The organism is Zoogloea sp. JDB1 (genome assembly GCF_056724025.1).
The window spans coordinates 4382628-4401173 of record NZ_CM161496.1 but is presented as its reverse complement, the minus strand read 5'-3'; the positions used below and the strand labels follow the sequence as shown (position 1 = coordinate 4401173).

19 protein-coding genes are annotated in these 18546 nt (G+C 56.6%); 18 read left to right on the top strand and 1 reads right to left on the bottom strand.

What is annotated here, in order from left to right; translation table 11 throughout:
• Window positions 1–4: 4 nt before the first annotated feature.
• The 16 genes from AC1PPK_RS19950 to AC1PPK_RS19875 all read left to right on the top strand — a co-directional run bounded on the left by AC1PPK_RS19950 (window position 5) and on the right by AC1PPK_RS19875 (window position 16489).
• A complete protein-coding gene (locus tag AC1PPK_RS19950; RefSeq protein ID WP_481114756.1) occupies window positions 5–1039 on the top strand; it encodes a FemAB family XrtA/PEP-CTERM system-associated protein in 1035 nt (344 codons plus the stop codon).
• A gap of 54 nt (window positions 1040–1093) precedes the next feature.
• Window positions 1094–2614: an exosortase A gene (xrtA, locus tag AC1PPK_RS19945; protein WP_481114755.1), complete on the top strand. Its 1521-nt coding sequence runs from the start codon at window positions 1094–1096 to the stop codon at window positions 2612–2614.
• Window positions 2615–2769: 155 nt separating this feature from the next.
• Window positions 2770–4701: an XrtA/PEP-CTERM system amidotransferase gene (locus AC1PPK_RS19940; RefSeq protein WP_481114754.1), complete on the top strand. Its 1932-nt coding sequence runs from the start codon at window positions 2770–2772 to the stop codon at window positions 4699–4701.
• Window positions 4698–5906: a TIGR04063 family PEP-CTERM/XrtA system glycosyltransferase gene (locus tag AC1PPK_RS19935; RefSeq protein ID WP_481114753.1), complete on the top strand. Its 1209-nt coding sequence runs from the start codon at window positions 4698–4700 to the stop codon at window positions 5904–5906. The genes AC1PPK_RS19940 and AC1PPK_RS19935 overlap by 4 nt, the downstream gene beginning before the upstream one ends.
• Before the next feature lie 39 nt (window positions 5907–5945).
• Window positions 5946–7151 (top strand): TIGR03087 family PEP-CTERM/XrtA system glycosyltransferase, encoded by a 1206-nt coding sequence (locus AC1PPK_RS19930; RefSeq protein WP_481114752.1) that lies wholly within the window; start codon window positions 5946–5948, stop codon window positions 7149–7151.
• A gap of 83 nt (window positions 7152–7234) precedes the next feature.
• Window positions 7235–8329, top strand: a complete 1095-nt coding sequence (locus AC1PPK_RS19925) for a glycosyltransferase family 4 protein (RefSeq protein ID WP_481114751.1) — start codon at window positions 7235–7237, stop codon at window positions 8327–8329.
• Between the two features lie 5 nt (window positions 8330–8334).
• The gene (locus tag AC1PPK_RS19920) at window positions 8335–9684 is read left to right on the top strand and encodes a phenylacetate--CoA ligase family protein (protein ID WP_481114750.1); all 1350 of its coding nucleotides are present in this window, start codon (window positions 8335–8337) and stop codon (window positions 9682–9684) included.
• Window positions 9685–9812: 128 nt separating this feature from the next.
• Window positions 9813–10814, top strand: coding sequence for a polysaccharide deacetylase family protein (locus AC1PPK_RS19915; RefSeq protein WP_481114749.1), 1002 nt, complete (start codon window positions 9813–9815; stop codon window positions 10812–10814).
• Window positions 10815–10978: 164 nt separating this feature from the next.
• Entirely contained in the window at window positions 10979–11599 is a 621-nt protein-coding gene (locus tag AC1PPK_RS19910) for a tetratricopeptide repeat protein (protein WP_481114748.1), read from the top strand.
• A gap of 210 nt (window positions 11600–11809) precedes the next feature.
• Window positions 11810–12985 carry an acetylornithine/succinylornithine family transaminase gene (locus AC1PPK_RS19905; protein WP_481114747.1) on the top strand — a complete coding sequence of 392 codons (1176 nt, stop codon included), beginning with the start codon at window positions 11810–11812 and terminating at the stop codon, window positions 12983–12985.
• A gap of 15 nt (window positions 12986–13000) precedes the next feature.
• Complete coding sequence (gene argF, locus AC1PPK_RS19900; protein ID WP_481114746.1) at window positions 13001–13933, top strand: ornithine carbamoyltransferase; 933 nt, start codon at window positions 13001–13003, stop codon at window positions 13931–13933.
• 50 nt (window positions 13934–13983) lie between these two features.
• Window positions 13984–15213, top strand: coding sequence for an argininosuccinate synthase (locus AC1PPK_RS19895; protein ID WP_481114745.1), 1230 nt, complete (start codon window positions 13984–13986; stop codon window positions 15211–15213).
• Window positions 15214–15222: 9 nt separating this feature from the next.
• Window positions 15223–15456: a DUF2788 domain-containing protein gene (locus AC1PPK_RS19890; RefSeq protein ID WP_481114744.1), complete on the top strand. Its 234-nt coding sequence runs from the start codon at window positions 15223–15225 to the stop codon at window positions 15454–15456.
• 18 nt (window positions 15457–15474) lie between these two features.
• A complete protein-coding gene (gene ppnP / locus AC1PPK_RS19885) occupies window positions 15475–15798 on the top strand; it encodes a pyrimidine/purine nucleoside phosphorylase (RefSeq protein ID WP_481114743.1) in 324 nt (107 codons plus the stop codon).
• Between the two features lie 13 nt (window positions 15799–15811).
• Entirely contained in the window at window positions 15812–16297 is a 486-nt protein-coding gene (locus AC1PPK_RS19880; protein WP_481114742.1) for a YajQ family cyclic di-GMP-binding protein, read from the top strand.
• Window positions 16298–16300: 3 nt separating this feature from the next.
• Window positions 16301–16489, top strand: a complete 189-nt coding sequence (locus tag AC1PPK_RS19875; RefSeq protein WP_481114741.1) for a putative motility protein — start codon at window positions 16301–16303, stop codon at window positions 16487–16489.
• Window positions 16490–16543: 54 nt separating this feature from the next.
• Here AC1PPK_RS19875 and AC1PPK_RS19870 read toward each other — a convergent pair whose 3' ends face one another.
• Window positions 16544–17266 carry a type 1 glutamine amidotransferase gene (locus AC1PPK_RS19870; RefSeq protein ID WP_481114740.1) on the bottom strand — a complete coding sequence of 241 codons (723 nt, stop codon included), beginning with the start codon at window positions 17264–17266 and terminating at the stop codon, window positions 16544–16546.
• Between AC1PPK_RS19870 and AC1PPK_RS19865 the strand changes: the two genes are divergently transcribed.
• Both AC1PPK_RS19865 and AC1PPK_RS19860 read left to right on the top strand, forming a co-directional pair.
• Complete coding sequence (locus AC1PPK_RS19865) at window positions 17265–17921, top strand: retropepsin-like aspartic protease family protein (protein WP_481114739.1); 657 nt, start codon at window positions 17265–17267, stop codon at window positions 17919–17921. The two genes, AC1PPK_RS19870 and AC1PPK_RS19865, sit on opposite strands and share 2 nt — an antisense overlap.
• Window positions 17921–18538 (top strand): CoA pyrophosphatase, encoded by a 618-nt coding sequence (locus AC1PPK_RS19860; protein WP_481114738.1) that lies wholly within the window; start codon window positions 17921–17923, stop codon window positions 18536–18538. The genes AC1PPK_RS19865 and AC1PPK_RS19860 overlap by 1 nt, the downstream gene beginning before the upstream one ends.
• Window positions 18539–18546: the final 8 nt, after the last annotated feature.

The following is an 18546-nucleotide window of genomic DNA, read 5'->3' as shown; positions in this document are numbered from 1 at the left end:
TGCAATGTCTGATGTGATTGTCCGTCCCTTTGTGGATAGCGATGCAGCGCGCTGGAACGAATTTGTGTTTGCCAGTCCCGATGCGACTTTCTTCCATAGAATCGAATGGCGGGATCTGATGCAGAGGATTTTCCGGCATCGAACACACTATTGGTTGGCAGAGCGCGGTAGAGAAATTGTTGCCGTCCTTCCTTTGGTCGAAGTAAAGAGCGCTTTATTTGGTCATGCACTCACATCGTTGCCTTTCGCTGTCTATGGGGGGGTGGCGGGCAATGACGCGGAGGCAGTGTACGCCCTGGAGGCTGCTGCCGAGGAACTGGCGCAAAAGGTTGGCGTCCAGCATCTGGAGTATAGGAATCTCCATGAACGTCATTCTGAGTGGCCCAGGCAGGATTTGTATGTGACTTTCCGCAAGGAAATTCAGGCAGACGATGAGGCGAACATGCAGGCCATTCCGCGCAAGCAGAGAGCCATGGTGCGCAAGGGAATCAAGAACGGGCTGCGTAGCGCTGTTGACGATTCTGCAGATCGTTTTTTTGCCCTGTATTCCGATAATGTGCTGAGGCACGGTACTCCGGCGTTGCCCAAGAAGTTCTTTGAGGCCTTGCTACAGGTTTTCGGTAAGGATTGCGACATCATGACAGTGACCACCGATGATGGAAAACCGCTCTCTTCCGTGCTTACCTTCTATTTTCGTGACGAGATTCTGCCTTACTACGCCGGAGACGATGTTGCTGCGCGCGATCTGGCCGCTAATGATTTCAAGTATTGGGAGTTGATGCGTCACGCTGCTTTGCGCGGATGCCGTATTTTTGACTATGGGCGTAGCAAGGTTGGAACGGGGCCCTATCACTTCAAGAAAAACTGGGGGTTTGAGCCCGTGCCACTGTCCTACGAGTACCGCCTTTTCAAGCGGGACTCTGTTCCACAGAATAATCCCATGAATCCCAAGTATCGAGCCTTTATCGCGCTATGGAAGCGCCTTCCCCTTGGGGTGGCTAATTGGTTGGGGCCCGTTTTGGTCCGCAATCTGGGTTAGGGATATGGATTTCATGAAGTTTTCTGTCCAGCGGGTGCGTTGGGGAGAAGCCTGATGAACACTTCGGTTCGGCAGGTTCTCATTGCACTGGGCGCCGTGTTCGCGTGGGTCATCGTGTGGTATCACGACACAGCGGCAGAGATTCTCAATATCTGGTGGCGCTCGGAGACTTTTGCACATGGACTGCTTGTCTTGCCAATATTTGCTTGGCTGGTCTGGCGGAGTGGTGATCGACTGGTTGGGAAGAGCGTGCGCCCGTGCTGGGCCATGTCGCTGTTTATTGTAGTTGCAGGGACGATGTGGCTTTTGGGGGAACTCTCCAGTGTCGCCTCCGTGACTCATGTTGCGTTGGCCTTGCTGCTCATTTTCAGTCTGATTGGGGTTCTTGGCCTGGATCTGGCGCGGGTACTGGCTTTCCCGATCCTGTTTCTTTTCTTTGGTGTGCCGATCGGGGAGTTCCTGCTTCCGACCATGATGAAGTACACCGCGCTATTTACGGTCGCAGCGGTGCGGATGTCTGGCGTTCCCGTCTATCAGGAGGGGCTGCATTTCGTGGTGCCTAATGGACGCTGGTCAGTAGTTGAAGCCTGTAGTGGCGTGCGCTACCTGATAGCGTCCCTCATGGTGGGGACGCTTTATGCGTACCTCAGTTATCGAAGCTTGCAGAGACGGCTGCTTTTTGTCGCCTGCGCGGTTGTCGTACCCATCGTGGCCAATTGGCTGCGCGCGTACATGATAGTGATGCTTGGCTACTTGAGTGACAACGCTATAGCCACTGGGGTTGATCATATCCTTTATGGATGGTTGTTCTTCGGCATTGTGATCATGTTGATGTTCTGGATTGGAGGGCGCTGGCGCGAGGATCTTGCGCCTGGAGTCGCAGTGCCGGCGGACTCTCAGTCCCTCAGTACGGAGAAGTTGGGGGGCTCTGCGTTGGCGCTACGTGTAGCTCCGCTCGCCGTTGCGGTAGCCGTCTGGCCGCTGCTCCTCGACGTGCTGGAGCATCCCGGTGCTACACCGCTTCAGTCGTTGCCTGATACTCACGTCCTGCGTTTGACGGGTGGATGGGAGGAAGTTGCGGCAGGTCCGTCGGTTGATTTCAAGCCGTCATTTCAGGGATTTCAACGGCAAGTGTTGCGGCATTTTACGGATGGCCAGAACCGGGTCTCCGTCTATGTCGCTGTCTATGCACAGCAGGGAAATGGCAGGGAACTGGTGAATACCTCGAACCAGTTGCTGCAGCCCTCGGACGAGAACTGGAGCCGGGTGGCTGAGATGCGAGGGCCGGATTGGGGGAGTGGTTCCTGGTTGCACTCGGTGTTGGCCGGGCGGGGTAGATCAATCACGGTGTTGTCGGGATATTGGATCGATGGTCGTTTGGTGACGAATGACTACGTAGCTAAGGCTTTGCTTGCACTGATAAAGCTGGAAGGGCGGCCTGATACGTCAGCTTATGTAGCCGTCTGGGCAAGTGCTTCTGATGGAAGAGGGGCGGACGAGCAGTTGGAAGCGTTTCGACGTGACAATGGCAGGAGTCTGATCGATGCCTTGGTCGCACTTGATGCGCCGAAATGAAGCATGGGCATTGTTTTGGCAATTTGAGTCGAGAATGCTCTCCGCATTTTCAAATATCATTGTGACTGAGGGTAGAATGCCGCCCCGGCGGAACCATTCAATAGGCATTGAGATGCGGTCTTGTACCGGCTTGATGGACAACAGGTAAGAGAACTATGTGCGGTATAGCCGGGCTCTTCGATACGAGAGGCAAGCAGACGTTTGCGCGAGATCTCATTCAGCGCATGAACGACATTCAGCAGCACCGGGGGCCTGACGAGGGGGGGTATCACTTCGAGCCGGGTATTGCTTTTGCTCATCGACGTCTGTCCATCATTGACATCTCGACCGGTCAGCAGCCGCTGTTCAATGAAGACGGTTCGGTTGTCGTAGTCTTTAATGGGGAGATCTACAATTTCCAGGAGTTGATTCCCGAACTGACGGCGTTGGGGCATCGCTTCCATACTCGTAGCGATACGGAGGTCATCGTCCATGCCTGGGAGGCTTGGGGTGAGGAATGCGTCAAGAGATTCCGCGGCATGTTTGCATTTGCACTCTGGGATCGAAACCGTCAGACCTTCTTCATGGCCCGGGATCGGATGGGCGTCAAGCCTATGTATTACGCAGTGCTGACCGATGGCACGCTGTTGTTCGGTTCTGAGTTGAAGGTTCTGATGCAGCATCCAGGGCTTGACAGAACCATGGATCCGCTAGCCGTAGAAGAGTACTTTGCGCTTGGTTATGTGGCGGAGCCGAGAACTATCTTCAAGGGCGCGCGCAAGCTCGACCCGGGCTTCTCCCTGACTGTTCGCCATGGGCAAACGATTCCTGAAGCTAAGCCATACTGGGATGTACGCTTTACGCTCGACAATCACCTGAGTCTCCCGGATGCTGCCGCCGAACTGACTGATCGTCTCCGGGAGTCAGTGCGCTTGCGCATGATTTCCGAAGTGCCGTTGGGTGCATTTCTTTCCGGTGGTGTCGACTCCAGTGCCGTTGTTGCGACGATGGCCGGGATTTCCAGCGAACCTGTGAATACCTGTTCGATCGGATTCGACGATCCGGCCTTTAACGAGTCGGCGTTTGCACAGATGGTGGCTGACCGCTACCACACCAACCATCGTCTGGAAACCGTGAAGTCAGATGATTTCGATCTGATCGATACGCTGGCCGCCCTCTATGACGAGCCCTATGCCGACAGTTCGGCGATTCCAACCTACCGGGTCTGCCAACTGGCACGCAAACACGTGACGGTTGCCCTTTCCGGAGATGGGGGGGACGAGAACATGGGGGGGTACCGGCGTTATCGCTTCCACATGATGGAAGAGAAAATGCGAGGTGGTCTGCCCCATTCGGTGCGCAAGCCGGTTTTTGGCCTACTGGGCCGTCTGTACCCCAAGGCTGACTGGGCTCCTCGGGTGTTTCGTGCGAAGACCACTTTTCAGGCATTGGCGCGGGATTCAGTTCAGGCGTATTTCCATTCGGTCTCCATTCTGCGTGATGACATGCGTCGTCAGCTTTTCTCTCAGACTTTCCGCAACCAACTTGCCGGCTATAACGCCGTCGAAGTGTTCCGGCGACATGCGGCCAACGCCGGTACCGACGATGCGCTGGCCCTGGTGCAGTATCTGGATATCAAGACATATCTGGTTGGCGACATCAACACCAAGGTCGACCGGGCCAGCATGGCTCATTCGCTTGAGGTGCGGGAGCCGTTGATGGATCACCCGCTCGTGGAGTGGCTCGCCAGTCTGCCTACCCATCTGAAGATCAAGGGGCAGGAAGGGAAGTTCCTGTTCAAGAAGGCCATGGAGCCGATGTTGCCAAATGACGTGCTCTACCGTCCGAAGATGGGTTTTGCCGTGCCATTGGCTCGGTGGTTCCGTGGTCCGCTCAAGGAAAGGGTGGAGAGCGCCCTGTTCGGCGATGTGCTGCGAAATACGGGCCTCTTCAACGACAAATATCTCCGCCACGTGGTTGACGCCCACCAATCAGGTGCTCGTGATTACAGTTCGACGATCTGGACCATCTTGATGTTCGAAGCTTTTGTTCGCAACAGCATGAGGAGCGCCACGCCTTTGGTCGGTAAAGAAGGGGCGGCGGCATGACCCGTATTCTTCATATCCTGGACCATTCCTTGCCGCTGCACAGTGGCTACACTTTTCGCACTGCTTCCATCCTCAAGCAACAAGGTCTGCGCGGCTGGGAGACCTTTCATCTGACTACGCCCAAGCAGGGGCTCAGCGAAGGTGGATCGGAAGTGGCAGGAGGTTGGGTATTCCACCGTACACCGAACCAAGGGAACGAGGGGCTGCTCAGCCAGATGCGTCTGACCGCCCGGCGTCTCGACGAGTTGGTGCGTGAAATCCGCCCGGACATCCTGCATGCCCATTCTCCAGTGTTGAATGCGCTGCCAGCCCTGCGAGTGGGGAAGAAGCATGGGATTCCTGTGGTCTACGAAGTGCGTGCTTTCTGGGAGGATGCTGCGGTAGATCATGGCACGACGTCCGAGGGTAGCCTGCGTTATCGGCTGACCCGTGCGTTGGAAACCTACGCATTGCGGCGAGCTGACCAAGTGACCACCATTTGTGAAGGGCTACGCAAGGATATCTCGGCGCGGGGTATCGCTCCGGATAAGATTACCGTGATTCCCAATGCCGTTGACGTTGATTCCTTCCAGTTGCGTGGTGATGCGGATCTTGCGCTGCGTCAGCAGTTGGGGCTGGAAGGCATGATCGTTGTAGGGTTTGTCGGCTCCTTTTATGGTTATGAGGGCCTGGACTTGCTGGTGTCCGCTGCGGCCAGATTGCTTGCACAACGACCCAATTTACGTGTGTTGCTAGTGGGCGGAGGGCCTCAGGACGCCAACCTGAAAGCCCAGGTGGCGGCTCTTGGTATCGCTGATAGGGTTGTATTCACGGGGCGTGTGCCTCATGCGGACGTCCAGAACTACTACGATCTGATCGACGTGCTTGCCTATCCGCGCATTCCCATTCGCTTGACGGAGTTGGTGACGCCGCTGAAGCCCCTTGAGGCGATGGCTCAGGGGCGAATGTTTGTGGCATCTGACGTAGGTGGGCACAAGGAACTGGTGCGTCATGGTGAGACCGGTTTCCTGTTCAAGGCAGGCGATGAACAGGCTCTGGCAGCATCGATCGAAGAAATATTGTGCAAGCGCGACGTGTGGCCGAGGATTCGTACCCAGGCTCGTTATTTTGTCGAGGTCGAGCGAACTTGGAAGGGAAGTGTTGAGCGCTATGTGGATGTCTACGACCGTGCGTTAGCAGCTCACGGACGTTCCCTGTCGCACTGAGGGTCTGAATAGACTCGTCGCCGTCAAGTACTACCACGCATGAATATCCTCTTCATTTGCCATCGTTTCCCGTATCCCCCTGTTGGCGGGGCAAAAGTCCGGGCCTTCCACATGATCCGCCATTTGTCGGAACAGGGGCATAGCGTGACAGTCTGTTCCTTGGCTCGTTCCGAGGACGAGGTGAAGGAGGGGAAGGGGATCGCTCCCTTCTGCGACGGATTCGACATGGTCGTCGTGAAAAGCCCCGTGCAGGTATTGCGCATGGTGAGCAGTCTATTCACGCCAGGCTCCGCCTCGGAAGCCTATTTCTATTCGTCCGATTTGCAGCGTCGTATTGATAGGCTTCTTGAAGAGAAGTCGTGGGATCTGATCATTGTTCATTGCTCGTCTGTCGCACGCTATGTAGAGAACGTGAGCCACATTCCTAAATTGCTCGACTACTGCGACATGGATTCCCAGAAGTGGTTGGAGTATGTGCGTTACAGACCCTTTCCGGTGTCCGCCGGGTACTGGTTAGAGGGTCGCAAGATTCTCAACGCAGAGAAGCGAATCGCCCGCAAGTTCGACCTCGGGACGGTCGCAACCGTTGCTGAGCAGCGAACCCTTGACAGCTTCAATACTGGAGTGCTGTCGGACTGGTTTCCAAATGGTGTGGATACCGATTTCTTTTTTCCGTCCAAGGACGAGTACGATGAGAACATCATCAGTTTCATTGGGCGGATGGATTACTACCCGAACGAAGAGTGTATGCGCACTTTCTGCCAGAACACCCTTCCTCTGCTGCAGGCAAAGCGTTCCAAGCTTCAGCTATTCATCGTCGGGGCCGAGCCCTCGGCAGGGGTGCGCAAGCTTGGGGACTTGCCTGGGGTCACGGTGACGGGGTCTGTGCCTGATGTACGGCCGTTTGTGTGGCGCTCAGCGCTGACCGTTGCTCCGCTCAATATAGCTCGTGGTACGCAGAACAAGATCTTGGAGGCCATGGCCATGGGGGTGCCGGTGGTGACCAGCTCCATCGCCGCCGGGGGGGTGGATGCGGAAAAGGATGTCCATTTCTTGGTGGCCGATACGCCTTCAGAGTATGTCTCGGCGATCCTTCAGATTCTCTCAAGTCCGGGCGAGCGCCAACGCTTGAGCCACGCGGGCCGTGACAGAGTGCTTGCTCGACACACCTGGTCACGTGCGATGGAGCGTCTTGATGATGTCATTGAGCGATGTGTCACGCGTTTTAATCAGTGTCAGCGCTAGACCCGTTGCGGCTGGTTGGGCCGTATTTCTATGGGATGTCGTTGCTACTCCCCCTTTGAAGATGCTGAGTGTGAATTACAGTCATGGATGGTGATCGATATTCGGGGCTGCGTCTGACCATAGTGGGTCCGCTTCCGCCGCCTTCCGGTGGCATGGCGAATCAGTGCAAGCAGTTGCTTGGGCTGATGGAAGGGGAGGGGGCCCAAGTGGAATTGGTGCGTACTAATGCGCCTTATAGGCCAGCCTGGATTGGGCGAATTCCTGTGTTAAGGGCTGGAGCGCGTTTGCTGCCGTATTTATTTGCCTTGTGGCGGGCTGCGGGACGTAGTGACGTAATGCATGTGCTGGCCAATTCGGGATGGTCCTGGCATCTGTTCGCGGCGCCGGCTATCTGGATTGCGAACTTACGAGGGGCCTCCGTAGTCGTTAATTATCGAGGGGGAGAGGCTGAGTCGTTCTTTGCTGCGGCACCACGCTTTGTTCATCGTACGTTGCGTAGTGCCAGTGCGCTGGTGGTGCCTTCAGCTTTTCTCGAAGGATGTTTCCGGCGCTTCGGCTTCGAGTCCCGCATTGTGCCCAACATCATCAATCTGCAGCGCTTTGCGGTGCGGCGTGCTCTCGGGCTTCAGAGTCCTCACATTGTAGTGACGCGTAATCTCGAGCCGATCTATGACATTCCAACAGTTTTGATGGCGTTTGCTCAAGTATTGGAGCGCATTCCTGGGGCGACTTTGACCATTGCTGGGAGTGGTCCGGAGAGGAGGCGCCTAGAGGGCATGGCTCGTGATTTAGGAATCTCGGCTGCTGTGACTTTTGCTGGTCGTATTGACAATGAGAAAATCCCAATCCTATATGCTTCTGCGGATTTGATGTTGAATCCCAGTACGGTCGACAATATGCCGATATCCATTCTGGAGGCTTTCGCAAGTGGCGTCCCTGTGGTGTCGACGGATGTTGGTGGGGTGCCTTTTATTGCCGAACATGGGCGCACAGCGTTGCTGATTCCCGCTCGTTCACCTGAGCGTATGGCCGAAGCAATGCTGGAGCTCTTGCTTGATGGAGAGAAGGCACAGCGGCTGGCCGCTGCTGCTCGTGAAGAAGTCGAACAGTACGCATGGCCTGTGATCCGTGAAAAGTGGCTTGCGGCCTACCACGAAGCCATGCTTGCCAAGGAATGATGGAAATGGGTTTGTACACACGTTTGTGTTCGGGAGTGATCTTCCCGCTTCATGAAAAACTGAAGTCCCATACTTCGGTGCAATCTCTGCATGAGTTGGAAAGGAGCCAGTATCTGCCGCTGGAGCAGATACTGGCGATTCAGGCACAGCGTCTTCGTAGTTTTCTGATCGATATCGGAACCCATGTTCCTTACTTTCGGCAGCAATTCAAGGAACTGCGCTTCGATCCAGCTGCGTGCCGTGGTGTCGAGGATCTGAAGCGGCTGCCGTTCATGACCAAGCCGGTGATTCGCGAGAATGCCGAAATTCTACACGCCGACGATGCGACCGGTCTGATGCGTTTTAACACCGGGGGATCCAGCGGAGAGCCGCTGATTTTCTACGTAGGTAAAGAGCGCAAGAGCCATGATATTGCCGCCAAGTGGCGGGCTACCCGGTGGTGGGGAGTGGATATCGGCGATCCAGAGGTCGTGTTGTGGGGGTCCCCCATCGAGTTGGGGGCCCAGGATCGCGTGAGGGCTGTGCGGGACCGTATCTTGCGGACTACGCTGCTACCGGCATTTGAAATGTCGGATGACAAGGTTCGCGACATGCTGGCGACCATTCGTTCGTTGCGGCCGCGCATGCTTTTCGGCTATCCGTCGGCCTTCGCCCATATTGCCGAGAAGGCTCGGTCATGGGGAATTCCAATGAATGATCTGGGGATCAAGGTGGCTTTTGTCACTTCCGAGATGCTCTACGATCACCAGAAGAAGTCCATCACTGAAGTGTTCGGCTGCCCGGTGGCAAACGGGTATGGCTCACGCGATGCGGGTTTTATCGCTCATCAGTGTTCGCATGGCAGTCTTCATCTGTCGGCCGAAGACATTATTGTGGAGATCATTGATTCAGAGGGGCGTCCGGTCGAAGCTGGCACGGCTGGTGAGATTGTGGTTACCCACACGGCCACGCGGGGTTTTCCTTTTGTTCGCTATCGCACCGGCGATGTGGCCGTGATGGGCAGTCAAGTGTGTGGCTGCGGAGTGCGATTGCCGGTGTTGTCCCAAGTCCAGGGGCGCACCACTGATTTTGTGGTCGCAGCTGACGGGACAGTCATCCATGCCCTGGCTCTGATCTACACTGTACGTGACTTGCCTGGGGTTCAGCGTTTCAAGATCGTTCAGCACAGCATTGAACGAACGGAAGTTCTGGTGGTCGTCGACGAGCGTTTCAGGGAACCTGAGCGTCAGCGTATCCGTCGTGACTTCGCCGCTAGGTTAGGAGGGGCTGTGCAAGTGGATATCTCAGAAGTGCCCGAGATTCCACCTGAGAAATCGGGAAAGAGCCGGTATGTTGTGAGTCACGTCAAGCGTTAGACGATGAGTGGAGTGGTGGTTCCGTTTTACGGTCTGCTTGTATTCACCATGGCTGGCAGGGAAAGTCAGGCGTGATGTTTCAACCATATTTCGCTAATGCCGATGTTTTGCTGAAGAGGTCTAGCTGAGTGTCCATTTCCGTCTTACCCCTTGTCTGCGATGGTGTCGCGTCTTTGTTTCGTGGGCAAGCTACCCGGCTCAGCGCATTGATCTTTCATCGGGTCTTTCCGGTGCAGGATCCATTTTATCCATCGGAAGTCTACGCCGAGAAATTTGATGAGCTTTTGAGCATCTTGGTCAGGCGTTTTAATGTGTTGCCGTTAGGAGAGGCGATTGCCTTGTGGCGGGATGGGCGGTTGCCCCCGCGGGCATTGGTTATTACCTTTGATGACGGCTATGCGGATAACTTCACTGTTGCATACCCGATTTTGCGCAAACATGGCCTGGAGGCGGCATTTTTTATTGCCAGCGGCTATCTGGATGGTGGCGTAATGTTCAATGATCTGGTCATTGAGTCCCTGAGGCGCACGCAGCTGGACGAGATCGATCTGGAATGGCTTGGTCTGGGGAGGGTAAACATCGCCGATCTACCTCGGCGGAGGAGCGTAACGAACGAAGTCTTGCTCAAGGTCAAATATCTGTCCTTGCAGGCGCGTGAAGAGGCATTGGTGAGATTGATCTCGGAAACCCAGGTTGATAGACCCGTTGATCTGATGATGTCATCGGAGCAACTGCGCGCTCTGCGAGATGGGGGGATGGAAATTGGCGGCCATACGATGAATCACCCTATCTTGGCTGTTCTCGATGATCAGGCTGCAGAAAACGAAGTCGTGTTGAATCGGGCGCATCTGACGCAGATTTTGGGGGAGCCGCCGCGTTTCTTTGCTTACCCTAACGGAAAGCCAGGGGTGGATTACTTGGCGCGGGACGTGCGGATTATTAGACGCGCGGGTTACGAGGCGGCCTTTACCACGTCGAGGGGCTCTATCGGTAAGGAAAGCGATCGATTTGAATTGCCTCGCTTTACGCCGTGGGAGCGTACCCCGACACGTTTTTCGCTTCGATTGGCCCAGAATTTTCTGCATGTCAATGCACAGCAACTTACTCCGCCAGTCATGGGGGCGATTTGATGTGATGCGGGTTGAACCAGGGGCTTATTGAAATGTGGGGGCGTATGAGAAAGACTAGGCTCGGAAGCTGTTTGACCTTGGCGGTAGGCTTGGCGGTGCTCGGTGTGTTTCCTGGGGTAGCCTTTGCAGAAGACAACTGGGGCTGTTTACCTTTGGAGCCCCCGATGACCGGTCCATTCGATTATCGGACGCCTCCGGCTAATGATGTGTTGCATGTCGTGGAGAAGTACCATTTCTCGCCACAGGTGGAGGCTCTGGTGCGAGGGGTGACTGCCGCGACTGTCGGCCCGGATTTGGCCTACGTATTAAGCCATTTTCCAAATCACCACCGAGCCCTCGCAGCGCTCGTTAGGTTGGCAAAGAGGGATAGGACTCATAAGCCGCTTGGAATGGAGCGTTCGATAGAGTGCTACTTCGATTTGGCACTCAGGTTTGCTCCGAATGACGGGGTGGTTCATCTGCTCTATGGTGTATGGCTGACAGAGGCTGGAGATAAGAAAGGTGCCGACGCGCAGCTTACAGCGGCTCAGGCGTCAGTGCCGCCGGATAATCCCAATGCACAATACAACCTTGGCCTCGGGTGGTTTGCCCTTGGGCGGTATGATGAGGCATTGACAGCGGCGCACGCAGCGTATGGCATGGGCTATCAGTTGCCGGGGTTGAGGCAAAAGCTGGAAAAGGTTGGAAAGTGGCAGGCCTTGCCACGGAAGTCTGCTGTATCGACGGAGTCTGGTTCGGTTGAAGAGGAGGTTGCGCCTCCCGTGGCAGATGAGCTGTCTCGATGAGCGTTAGTCGGCCGGTTTGCTGAGGCACGTGCCAAATGTTGGTGGGGCGCCGATAGGCTGCGGCCGTGTTCCTGTACAACAAGACGGATATCACTTAGAATCCTTGAGCGGTTTTCTTTATTCGACGGCGGCGAAAGTCGCCGTTTCGCCTTTCTGGCTCCGACGCGGTTGTCTGCGTCAATGAGTGGCGAACATCGACAAGGTTGCTTCATGTCTCACCTGATGAACACGTACGGACGGCTTCCGGTGGCATTCAGCCACGGGGAGGGGTCTTGGTTGTTTGATCTATCCGGCAAACGTTATCTCGATGCTCTGTCCGGAATCGCCGTGTTGACTCTGGGGCACAACCACCCCCGGTTGGTTAAGGCCATCGCCGAGCAGGCGTCTCGTGTCATTCACACCTCGAATCTGTACGTGATCCCTTTACAGGAGGCGTTGTCCGACAAGTTGGCCGAGCTGTCGGGCATGGACGAGGTGTTCTTTTGCAATTCTGGCTGTGAGGCCAATGAGGCAGCCATAAAGCTGGCTCGGCTTTATGGGTACAAGCACGGTGTTGCTGAGCCCGTGATCATCGTCATGGAGCATTCCTTCCATGGCCGTACGCTTGCTACGCTGTCCGCCACAGGCAACAAGAAGGTGCAGGTCGGTTTCGAGCCGCTGGTAGAGGGGTTCTTGCGGGTTCCCTTTGATGATCTGGCCGCAGTGGAGCGGAGCCTCGAAGGCCGGACTGACGTGGTGGCAATTCTGCTTGAGCCCGTTCAGGGTGAAGGTGGTATTCATGTCGCTCAGCATGATTATTTGAAGGCCTTGCGCACGCTGTGCGATGAGCGTGGGCTGTTGCTGATGTTTGACGAGGTGCAATGCGGCGTCGGGCGGACCGGCAAGTGGTTCGGTCATCAGAATGCAAGTGTGAAGCCGGATGTGATGTCCCTTGCAAAGGGGCTTGGCTCTGGCGTTCCGGTCGGCGCGTGCTTGGCTTCCGGACGCGCCGCGAGTGTTTTTCAGCCCGGTAATCACGGGTCCACATTTGGTGGAAATCCGCTGGCGTGTGCTGCGGCGCTGACCACTTTATCTGTTATCGACGAAGACGATCTGCTTGGAAATGCTGAGCGGGTTGGGCGTCATATTTGTGACGCCTTCAGTGAGGCTCTCAAGGGTGTTCCCGGCGTACTTGAAATCCGGGGGGCCGGTCTCATGATCGGTATCGAGCTCGATCGTCCCTGCAGCGCACTCGTGGGGCAGGCTCTTGAAGCGGGTTATCTGATCAATGTCACCGCCGACAAGGTTGTGCGTCTGTTACCGTCGTTGAATTTCAGCGAACGGGAGGCCGCGACGTTGGTGGAGGGGTTGGCGCCGCTCATCAAGGGATTTCTAGCAGCACAATAACGAAGAACGAGTGCCATGAACGCACCGAGACATTACTTACAGTTCAACGACTTTTCCCGCGCCGAATACGACTATCTTTTTTCCCGCACTCGCTGGATCAAGGAGCGTTTCAAGCGTTACGAGCCTCATCATCCGCTGTTTGACAGAACGCTGGTGATGATCTTCGAAAAAGCTAGCACGCGGACGCGACTGTCCTTTGAGGCTGGGATGCAGCAGCTCGGCGGATCGGCGATCTACCTGAACACGCGGGATTCCCAGTTGGGGCGCGGTGAGCCGGTGGAGGATGCGGCGCAGGTGATTTCGCGCATGAGCGATATCGTTATGATCCGTACCTTCGAGCAGTCCATCATCGAGCGTTTTGCGGAGTATTCGCGGGTGCCGGTGATTAACGGGCTCACCAACGAATACCATCCCTGCCAGATCCTGGCAGACATCTACACCTTCATCGAGCATCGTGGTTCGATCAAGGGTAAGACGGTGGCCTGGGTCGGGGATTCGAACAACGTCTGCAACACCTGGTTGCAGGCGGCCGAAGTGCTGGATTTCCATGTCCGTGTGTCCACGCCGCCGGGGTATGAAGTCGAACCGGAGCGGGCTGGTTTGTATGGCACGGATCACTATGCGCACTTCGACGACCCGATGGACGCCTGCCGCGGTGCCGACCTGGTGACCACGGACGTGTGGACGAGCATGGGTTTCGAGGCAGAGAACGAAGAGCGGATGCGCGACTTCGCTGACTGGCAGGTGGATGAGGACATGATGAAGGTGGCTAATCCTGGCGCCCTGTTCATGCACTGCCTGCCGGCTCATCGTGGCGAAGAAGTGTCCGCAGAGGTCATCGACGGACCCCAGTCCGTCGTCTGGGACGAGGCGGAAAATCGCCTGCATGTACAGAAGGCCTTGATGGAATACCTCCTGATCGGAAAGATCGAGGGTGACTGCGCGTAGCGCGGTCGGAAGCGGTTAAGACTCAATTACTCATATTCGGAAAGCGGGACATGAGCGACGTAAAGAAGGTTGTGCTTGCCTACTCGGGCGGGCTGGATACATCGGTAATCCTCAAGTGGCTGCAGGACACCTACCAGTGCGAAGTGGTCACCTTCACGGCCGATCTTGGTCAGGGTGAAGAGCTTGAGCCCGCGCGCGCCAAAGCGCTGCAGTTTGGCATCAAGCCCGAGAACATCTTCATAGACGATCTACGCGAAGAGTTCGTGCGCGACTTCGTGTTCCCGATGTTCCGCTGCAATGCGATCTACGAAGGCGAATACCTGCTCGGCACCTCGATCGCGCGTCCGCTCATCGCCAAGCGCCAGATCGAGATCGCCCGCCAGACCGGGGCTGATGCGGTTTCCCACGGCGCCACCGGCAAGGGTAACGACCAGGTGCGTTTCGAGTTGGGTTATTACGCCCTGATGCCGAACGTGAAGGTCATCGCACCGTGGCGCGAATGGGATCTGCTGTCCCGCGAGAAGCTGTTGGCCTATGCCGAGAAGAACGGGATCCCCATCGAGATGAAGCACAAGCAGGGCGGCTCCCCGTACTCCATGGATGCCAACCTGTTGCACATCTCTTTCGAAGGCCGCCACCTGGAGAATCCGGCCGCCGAGGCCGAGGAGTCCATGTGGCGCTGGACGGTGTCGCCGGAGGCTGCTCCCGACGCTGCCGAGTATGTGGATCTCGAATTCGAGAAGGGTGATCTGGTTGCCATTAACGGCACCCGCATGAAGGCGCATGAACTGCTTGCCAAGCTTAATGAGCTGGGCGGCAAGCATGGCATCGGCCGTCTGGATTTGGTCGAGAACCGCTACGTGGGCATGAAGTCCCGTGGTTGCTACGAAACCCCGGGCGGGACCATTCTGCTGCGTGCCCATCGCGCCATCGAGTCCATCACGCTGGATCGTGAGGTCGCCCACCTGAAGGACGATCTGCTGGCCCGCTACGCCAGTCTGATCTACACCGGCTATTGGTGGAGTCCCGAGCGTCAGGCCATGCAGGCGTTGATCGACCACACCCAGCAGACCGTCAATGGCTGGGTTCGTATCAAGCTCTACAAGGGCAATGTGATCGTTGTCGCCCGCGACTCCAAGACTGACTCCCTGTTTGACCCGACGATCGCAACCTTCGAGGATGATCAGGGGGCCTACAACCAGAAGGATGCTCACGGCTTCATCCGTCTCAACGCACTACGCATGCGGATCGCTGCGAACGCCAAGGCGAAGCGGGGCTGATCGAAAGAAATGGACCCTAATGCCCCACTGATATTCGGTCTGACCGTAACTCAGTTTGAGGATATTTCCCTCAAGGTGTGTGTGGGCGGCTTGATTGCCTACATGATTTTCATCATCGGCCATCTTGCCTGGGAGTCGAAGGCGGGAAAATACGGCGCGATCTGGATGTTCGTGGGGCTGGGTGTGGGTTTCATCGGCTTCATGGCCAAGGGCATCATCCAGAAGCTGTTAGGCATTGAATAAATTTGTGAAGGTAGAGATATGACTCAGTCCGCTCAGTTCGATGGAGTTGCCGTCGTCAAGAAGGCAAATGTTTATTTTGACGGCAAGTGCGTCAGCCACACGGTCATCTTTGCCGATGGCAGCAAGAAGACTGTCGGCGTGATCCTGCCTGCCAGCCTGACCTTCAACACCGGCGAGCCGGAGGTGATGGAGACGGTGGCCGGTTCCTGTCGCTATCGCCTCAAGGGCGAGACCGAATGGAAGGTCTCCGCGGCAGGTGAGAGCTTCAATGTGCCGGGCAATTCCAGCTTTGACATCGAAGTGAGCGGCGAGCCCTATCACTACGTCTGTTACTTCGGCTGATAGGGAGGCGTCCATGCCATCTTTCGACATCACGTCCGAGGTCGACATGGTTGCCCTGAAGAACGCTGTCGAAGGGGCGAATCGCAAGATCTCCGGCCGCTACGACTTCAAGGGCACGGACGCCCGCGTAGAGCAGCAGGAGAAGCTCCTGGTTCTGCACGGTGACAGTAATTTCCAGTTGGAGCAGATGCTGGCGATCCTGTTGCCCGAGATGACGGCCAAGAAGATTGACGTGCGCTGCCTCAAGCACGGTGACATTCAGAAGGTCGGCGGCAACAAGGTCAAGCAGGAGCTCACCGTTCGGGTCGGTATCGAGCAGGAGCAATCCAAGAAGATCGTCAAGCTGCTCAAGGACAGCAAGCTCAAGGTCCAGGCCAGTATTCAGGGCGAGGCTGTCCGTGTCAGCGGGGCGAAGCGGGACGTCCTGCAGGAGTGTATTACCCTGGTCCGTAAGGATGTGACGGATTATCCTCTGCAGTACGGTAACTTCCGGGACTGAGCGATGAGCATCTCCGCACTGGCGTCTACGTCACAGGTGCAGGCGCAGGATGCGACCTCCATCCTCATGCTGCGCAAGGCTCTCGACATGCAACAGCAGAGTGCGACGCAACTGCTGGAGGCGCTTCCCAAGCCTGCTGCGGCTGCAGACCCTGCTGCTACGGTGGGGCGAACGGTCGATACGTTTGTGTGAGACGCCATGAGTAAAAACCGGCCCTACGGCCGGTTTTTATTTGCCTGAGCTGCCTCAGGTGCCTGTCTTGAGCCCCTGGATCCACCGTGAATACAACTGCTCGGCAGCTCGGTTCAAGGTTGCCAGGCGGTGGTCAAGGTTTTCAGCCATCTGCTCAGGTGTCTGAACCGTCGCAGGGGAAAGGCTGGCGGCGATCTCCTCTGCACCGCTCTGGCACCAGTCGTGAATCATCTCGGCGGTCATCTCCACGTGGCACTGCATGCCCAGGTGTTTTTCTCTCACCACGTAAGCTTGGTTGGGACAGGCTGCGCTTGCAAGGATGCGTGTTCCGCCTGGTGGGATCGAGAATGTTTCCCCGTGCCAGTGGAAGCTCTCGAACTGCTGCATGTCACCCAGCCAGCTGGATGCCTGTGGTCCGGCGACGGCGTTCACGAGGCCCCAGCCGATCTCCTTGACCGGATTGCGGGTAACAATCCCGCCCAGAGCCTTGCTGATCAATTGTCCCCCCAGGCAGTGTCCAATCACTGGGAGGTCGGCGTCGATCATGCTCCGGATGAATGCGAGCAGTGGTGGAATCCACGGCAGATCATCATTCACGCTCATAGGGCCACCCATCAGACAGAGGCCGGAGAATTCATCCGTAAGTGACGGTGTTGGCGCAACATCACCAGCATCAATGCGGAACAGTTGCCATGGGACGGAGTGGCGATCCAGGAATGTGGCAAAATGACCTGGTCCCTCCGTTCTGCTATGTCGAATGATTGCTACTGGTTTCATGAAGACGCTCTTGATTGATCGTTGGCTGCAGTGTAGCGGCGTGTTCTTGATCTGCCTAGCGATCCCAGCGGACGCCACGGAAGTTGCATTGGCCGGTGTTTTCCCCGGTAAGGTCCTGGTGGTTGTCAATGGTGGGAGCCCCCGTGCGCTGTCTGTCGGGGCCACGACGCAGGAGGGCGTCAGGGTCATCGCGGTGGATGCCGATGGTGCCGTGGTAGAGGTGGATGGACATCGCCAGCGACTGATCGTCGGGCAGCAGGCCTTGAACCTTGGTGGCGATGGACGGCGTGCTGCAGTGACTGTTCAGGCGGACAGCCGGGGACAGTTTCATGTGCCGGGCTCTGTCAATGGTTCTGCAATCCGTTTTGTGGTTGATACGGGTGCAACCTATGTATCCTTGGGGCGCGGGGATGCGTCGAGGGCGGGCATCGATGTCAGCAGGGCTGAACCCGTCATGATGCAGACTGCCAACGGTGTTGCGCAGGCCTGGAAGGTCAAGCTGGATTCGGTGCGTGTCGGCGATGTCGTCCTGCGCAACGTGGACGGTATCGTGCAAGGGACGGATATGCCCTTTGCGCTGCTTGGCATGAGTTTCCTCAGTCGCATGGAGATGCGGCACGATGGTCCCAGTCTCCAGTTGCGGCAACGTTATTGATGACGGTTTCTGTGATGATGGCTCCCGATTTGTCGAAAATTGCTTCGGTCGAGTGGCTGCGTGCCTGTTTTGCAGAAGGGGCCGTGCAGGATGTGTCGGTGGAGGAGAGTGGTGCGGGGGGCGTGATGACGCCGGCGGCGGTGCTGGTTCCCATCATCCTGCGCGAACGGGAGCCGACGGTCTTGCTGACGCGTCGCGCTGATCACCTTCACCACCATCCTGGCCAGGTCAGCTTTCCCGGTGGCCGTGTCGAGGCGCACGATACATCGCCGGTCGATACGGCTCTGCGGGAAACTGAGGAAGAAATCGGCCTTGTTCGCGAAAAGGTGGAATTGCTTGGATGCCTGCCTCAGTACCGGACCGGGACGGGCTTCGACGTTACGCCGGTGGTGGGGCTCGTGAGTCCTCCGCTGGATCTGGCGCTGGATGCCTTTGAAGTTGCCGAGGCCTTCGAGGTCCCGCTAGCATTCTTGCTGGATGACACAAATCATCGCCTGCATTCGACCGAAGTGCGCGGTGTTCGCCGTGAATATTATGCGATGCCCTATGGTGACTACTTCATTTGGGGGGCTACTGCGGGAATGCTCGTCAGTCTTTACCGTTTCCTGTTCAGATGAGCCTCTCC